The 1,183-nt window shown below is 77.0% G+C and carries 1 protein-coding gene and 1 pseudogene; both read left to right on the top strand.

Annotated elements, in window-relative coordinates:
• Window positions 1–181: 181 nt before the first annotated feature.
• A pseudogene (locus tag ABZW03_RS41060) lies at window positions 182–901 on the top strand (AfsR/SARP family transcriptional regulator); the annotation flags it as partial.
• On the top strand, window positions 826–1,183 hold a 358-nt coding region (locus tag ABZW03_RS41055; RefSeq protein ID WP_355270012.1), incomplete at its 3' end, for an ATP-binding cassette domain-containing protein. The pseudogene ABZW03_RS41060 and the gene ABZW03_RS41055, both read left to right, overlap by 76 nt.

Here is a 1,183-nt window from a genome sequence, read left to right as displayed (position 1 = left end):
GGGGGGTCTCCACATGGTCGGCGCGATCTTGTACCCCTGCTGGCAGGCGGACATGTACCCCGCCGTGCCCGGGTGCCCCGGGGGCGGGGGGGCCGGGCCCGGCCCCGCCGCCCAGGCGACGCTACGCGATCGTAGGATCGCCTACTGTCATATGCTTGTCATATACATCTAAGGGGGGTGCGTGGAGTTCCGACTGCTGGGCTCGGTGGCCGTGGTGGCCGCGGACGGCCGGGAGCTGCCGGCCGGATCGGCCAAGCGCCGCAGCCTGCTGGCCATGCTGCTGCTCAACCCCGGAGCACCCGTCACCGTCGAACGGCTCACCGAGACGCTCTGGGACGAGGAACCGCCCCGGCACTCGCGCACCGTCATCCACAACCACGTCTCCGGGCTGCGCTCCCTGCTCACCGCCCACGACGCCCCCGCCGCCGGCATCGAACTCGTCACCGACAACGGCGCCTACCGGCTGCGGGTGCCCGAGCAGGCGGTGGACGCCGTACGGTTCGAGCGCCTGGTCGCCCGCGCCCGCGACCTGGACGACGCCGGCGAGGCCGCCACCGCCCTGCGCGAGGCCCTCGCCCTGTGGCGGGGCCCCGCCCTCGCCGGCACCACGGCCGGCCTGCCGCTGCAGTGCGCCGCCCAGGCCCTGGAGGAGCGGCGGCTGGCCGCCGCCGAGGAACTGGCCCGCGCCCACGGCCGGCTCGGCGGCCACGCCGCGGCCGCCACCCTGCTGCAGGCCGAGGCCGTCGCCCACCCGCTGCGCGAACCGCTGGTCGCCCACCTCATGGACGCGCTCGGCCGCGCGGGGCGCCGCTCGGAGGCCCTGGACTGGTTCCACCGCACCCGCCGCGCCCTGGCCGAGGAACTCGGCATCGACCCCGGGCCGGAACTCACCGACGCCTACGACCGCCTGCTGCGCGCCGACGTACCGCAGCAGCGCGCCGACGTGCCGCCGGGCCAAACCGGCCGGGCGCCGTCCGGCCGCCCCTCGTCCGAGGGCCCGTCCGACCGCGTCCTGCCCGCGCGGGTCCCCACCGTCGGCGGCCTGGCCTCCGTCCCCGACCGACGGCCCGCCGCCCCCATACCCGCCGCCGCCAGGGCGAGATCTTCGGGCTGCTCGGGCCCAACGGAGCCGGGAAGTCGACGCTGGTGCGCCAGCTCACCGGACTGCTGCGCCCCGACTCGG

The organism is Kitasatospora sp. NPDC004799, from assembly GCF_040609095.1.
Lineage (GTDB): Bacteria > Actinomycetota > Actinomycetes > Streptomycetales > Streptomycetaceae > Kitasatospora.
The sequence above is the reverse complement of the archived record's forward strand: the minus strand, read 5'-3'. Positions and strand labels throughout refer to the sequence as shown.